Origin of the sequence: Aeromonas sp. ZOR0001, assembly GCF_000801015.1 — a bacterium.
Taxonomy (GTDB): domain Bacteria; phylum Pseudomonadota; class Gammaproteobacteria; order Enterobacterales; family Aeromonadaceae; genus Aeromonas; species Aeromonas veronii.
On the sequence record NZ_JRJY01000166.1, the window covers coordinates 75,294 to 79,301 of the forward strand.

3 protein-coding genes are annotated in these 4,008 nt (G+C 63.4%); 1 reads left to right on the forward strand and 2 read right to left on the reverse strand.

Annotated features, from left to right (window positions below):
• Positions 1-2,401, forward strand: a 2,401-nt coding sequence (locus tag L972_RS22085; protein ID WP_047440617.1) for an SbcC/MukB-like Walker B domain-containing protein, incomplete at its 5' end; no start/stop codon positions are given.
• A gap of 93 nt (positions 2,402-2,494) precedes the next feature.
• Here the strand turns inward: L972_RS22085 and L972_RS20105 are convergent.
• Both L972_RS20105 and L972_RS20110 read right to left on the reverse strand, forming a co-directional pair.
• Positions 2,495-3,259 carry a DODA-type extradiol aromatic ring-opening family dioxygenase gene (locus L972_RS20105; protein WP_047440603.1) on the reverse strand — a complete coding sequence of 255 codons (765 nt, stop codon included), beginning with the start codon at positions 3,257-3,259 and terminating at the stop codon, positions 2,495-2,497.
• Positions 3,260-3,425: 166 nt separating this feature from the next.
• On the reverse strand, positions 3,426-3,668 hold the full coding sequence (locus L972_RS20110) for a hypothetical protein (protein ID WP_047440604.1): 243 nt from the start codon (positions 3,666-3,668) through the stop codon (positions 3,426-3,428).
• Positions 3,669-4,008 lie beyond the last annotated feature (340 nt).

A 4,008-nucleotide genomic window follows, 5' to 3' on the forward strand; every position in this document is an offset into this window, starting at 1 on the left:
CATGCAGGATTGGGCCGAGGATGCCGACAAGCTGCAGCAACTGCTCACCCTGCGCGATCACAAGCTGCGTGCCCTGCAGCAGTTGCAGCGCCAGCTGGAGCAAGGCCAGCAGGAGCGCGACTACTGGCAACATGAACAAGCTCGGCTGCAACAGCAACAGAACGAGCTGCAGGAGCAGCAGTGGGAGAGCCGCCTCGCCAAGGCGCAGGAGCAGTGGCAGCAGCAGACCGAACAGCTGGGTCAGCTGCGCCAGTTGCTGGAGCTGGCCGATTACGGCCGCAACCACGGCGAGCAGCATGGCCGCTTGCAGCAGGAGATTGCCCAGCTGGAGCAGGCGCTGGGCAAGCTCGCCACCCTAAGCGAAGAGCTGGCCCCCGCCCGCGAGCGGCTCGCCCTGCAGCGGGATGAGGCGCGCCATGCGCTGGAGCAGTCCCGCGCCATCGCCAGCTTCGAGCAGTATCGCCATATCCTGAGCGATGGCGAACCTTGCCCGCTGTGCGGTTCCGAGGAGCACCCCTACAGCCAGAGCCAGCCACAGGTGGCCGGCATTCTTGGTCAACTGGCGGAACGGACCCGCAGTCTGGAGCTGGAGTGGGAGCGGCTCAACCATCAGTACATTCAGTGCGAGAGCGAGCGTCAGGAGCTGGCCCGCCAGCTGGCGGTGCGTCAGCAACATCTGCCTGAGCTGGAAACCCGCGCCGAGCAGCTGACCCAGCGCTGGCAACAGCTGGGGGGCGATACCCTGCTCGGCCATCCGCTGCCGCTGCGCCAAAGCCCCATTGAGTGGAACGAGCTGATGAGCACATTGCTTGGCCGTGGCCAGACGCTGGAGCAAGGGTTGGCCCAGAGCCAGCAGCAGCTGCGTCAGGCCCAGCTTGGCCAACAACAGCTGCAAGGGGTACGTCAACAACTGAGCCAACTGGCTGCCCAGCACCAGCAGTTTGACCTGCAGTGGCAGGAGGCTGACCGTCATCGCATCGCACTGGAAGGGGAAATGAAGGGGATGGGCGAGCAGGAGGCGACCCTGCGCCAGCGCCTTGAGCAAGGCGCCCACCGCCTCGACGAGCAGATGGGCGGCCAACCGTGGCGCCAGTGGCTCGGCAGCCAGCAGTGGCACGAGTGGCAGCGAGCCTGCGAAGCCTGGCTGCACGGCCAGAGCGAGTGGGAGCGGCTGGCCAGCGAGATCGCCAGCCTCACCCCGGCACTAAGTGCGCAGGAGGCGCGCCTGCAGACCCAGCGCGAGCTGCTGCACAAACTCGAGCGGGACTACAAGGAGCATGAGCAGCAGCGGCAGGGGCTGCTCACCAGCCGTGCCGCCTGTCTGAATGGCGAGGAGATCCCGTTGGTCGAGAGCCGCTGGCAACAGCGGCTGCAACAACTCGCCAGCGAACTGGAGCTGATGCAAAGCAGCGCCCGCGCTCTGCGGGAGCGGCAGACCGAACTCAAGACCCGCCTCACTCATGTGGAGCAGGAAAAGCAGACCAGCAGTCGCCGCAAGCGGGAGGTGCTGGGGCGCTGGGCTGCCCACGCCAGTACCCTTGGCATTGCCGAATACGACCTGCGCCGTCTGCTCGCCATCAGCCCCGATGAACTCAAGGCTCGCCGCACCGCCCTGCAAGGGCTGGAGGATGCGGTTGGCGAGGCGCGCACCCGCCTTGCCGAGCGGCAACGGGCGCTGGCACTGGAGGAGAGCAAGCGGGATCGCTATCGGGAGCATCACCCCGAGCTGGCTGCCCTGCCGGATGCAGAGCTGAGCGATCAGCTGGCGGCACTCGATGCCCGTTGTCGCGCCCTTGAAGAGCAGCTGTTCGAGTGCAAGAGCAAGCTTGCACAGGCCGAAGCCGCCGCCCTCAAGGCGGGCAGCCTGCAACAGGAGCTGGCCGCCCAGCAGGCGGTGGCCGACCACTGGCAGCAGCTGTGCGATCTGATCGGGCAGGCCAACGGCGCCAAGTTCCGCACCTTCGCCCAGAGCCTCACCCTTGAGCGCCTGTTGCTGGAGGCCAACGCCCAGCTCGCCGAACTATCACCGCGCTACCGGCTGGAGCGAGTACCCGGCACCGATCTGGCGCTGCAAGTGGTGGATCTCGACATGGGGGACGAGGTGCGCTCGGTGGACTCCCTCTCCGGTGGCGAGAGTTTTCTGGTGTCGCTGGCGCTGGCGCTGGCCCTCTCCAGCCTCTCGTCACGGCAGACCCAGGTCGAGTCGCTCTTTATCGACGAGGGGTTTGGCACCCTGGATCCAGACAGTCTGGATCTGGCGCTCGCCAGCCTCGACTCCCTCCAAGCCGCCGGTCGCCAGATCGGGGTCATCTCCCACGTCCAGACGCTGGTGGAGCGGATTGGCGTGCAGATCAGGGTCGAAGCCCTCGGCGGCGGCGAGAGCCGGGTAGTGGTCCCCTGAGTAGCATCAGCTCAATCACCAGTACCATCGGCTAAATCACTACGCCGGAAATAACAAGACCCCGCCAATTGGCGGGGTCTTGTTGAGAGGCTATCAGCCGAAGCGGTAGGCGCCCATATAGAGGCTGCCACCATCCCAGCTTTCGTGCAGCCGGGTGGGCGCCACACCATCGGCCGCCCCCAACGCCACAAAGAGCGGGCGCAGGTGGTCATCGTGGGGATGGGACTCCACCGCTCCGGGGGCCTGCCGGCGATAGTCGAGCAGCGCCAGACGATCCTCATCGGCCATCTTCTGCTCCAGCCAGTCGACAAACTGGCTGGCCCACTCCGGCACTGGCGAGCCTTCCGGTGCCAGCGCCCGCAGGTTGTGGGTGATGGCGCCAGAGGCGAGGATGCCAATCCCCTGACTGCGCAGCGCCCCCAATACCTCTCCCAACTGCCACAATTGGGCCGGGGTGAAGCTCGCGGGAATGGAGATCTGCACCAGCGGGATCTCGCTGTTTGGGTCGATCAGGGAGAGCGGCGACCAGACCCCGTGATCCAGCTCGCGCCGCACCGGGGTGGCGGTCAGTCCGGCCAGTGCCAGCTGGTCGCTCACCCCTTGTTGCAGCAACTCGGGGCTGCTGGCAGGCCAGCGCATCCGGTAGAGGGGCTCGGGAAAGCCGTAAAAGTCGTACATCAAGGCCGGTTTGGGCTCGACGTTGATCTGCAGCTCGCGGCTGAACCAGTGGGCGGAGATGACCACCAGCCCCTTGAGCTCACCCAGACGCAGGGTTCGCAGAAAGCGGGTGGCGGGTTGCTCACGCAGCACCAGATCCGGTGCGCCGTGAGAGATAAACCAGACGGGGGCGAGGGACATAAAGCGGACTCCAACAAAGTATCTGGGGCGATACCGGAGGGGATATCGCTGTTGGAATTGATTATCCCCCCGCCATTAAAGGTGAACAATCCGGCAAGATAGATAAGAACTATCAACTAATGGTTGATAATTTCACGCCTTCACGACAGGTAAACAGCAATAGATATCAAGGCTGCGGCGCTTCCGGTAGCGGTCGGGCTGCACGAAGCGCCATCCGTGTCGCTGCACTGTGATCCTGCCACTCTCGCCACGCCAATCCCTCGGCGGCCGCCTCCCCTTTCACTGGGAGGGAGAAAATCGCCAGCAGTCGCGCATTATCAGGCCAGTAGCGGGCTGGCAGCGTCTGAACCAGCAGCAGGGCTGCGCCCAGCAAGAGCAGAGCCCATCCGGTTTCATGGCTGTTTTTCATCCCGACCTCCTTCACCCGTGCGCCAATGAACTAACATTTTTGCGCAAGCCGGTGACAAGACGGTGACAGCGGACGGGTGGTCATTTTACAACATCTGAACCTCAACCCGGCCAAACAACCACAGATGGCAACATTTGTATCCCTTCAGCCCGAACCTGTGGCCGTATGCTCTAAAATGTGACTCACAGGAAAACGTTATCCCTGAAAAGAAAACGTTATCTGGTCAAAACGTTGTTTCTGGATCATAAAAAGATTCCAAAAACTGGTGTATATTGCTCGGCGGAAATTCCTTAACCATGAAGATTGACATGAAAAAGACCAAAATTGTCTGCACCATCGG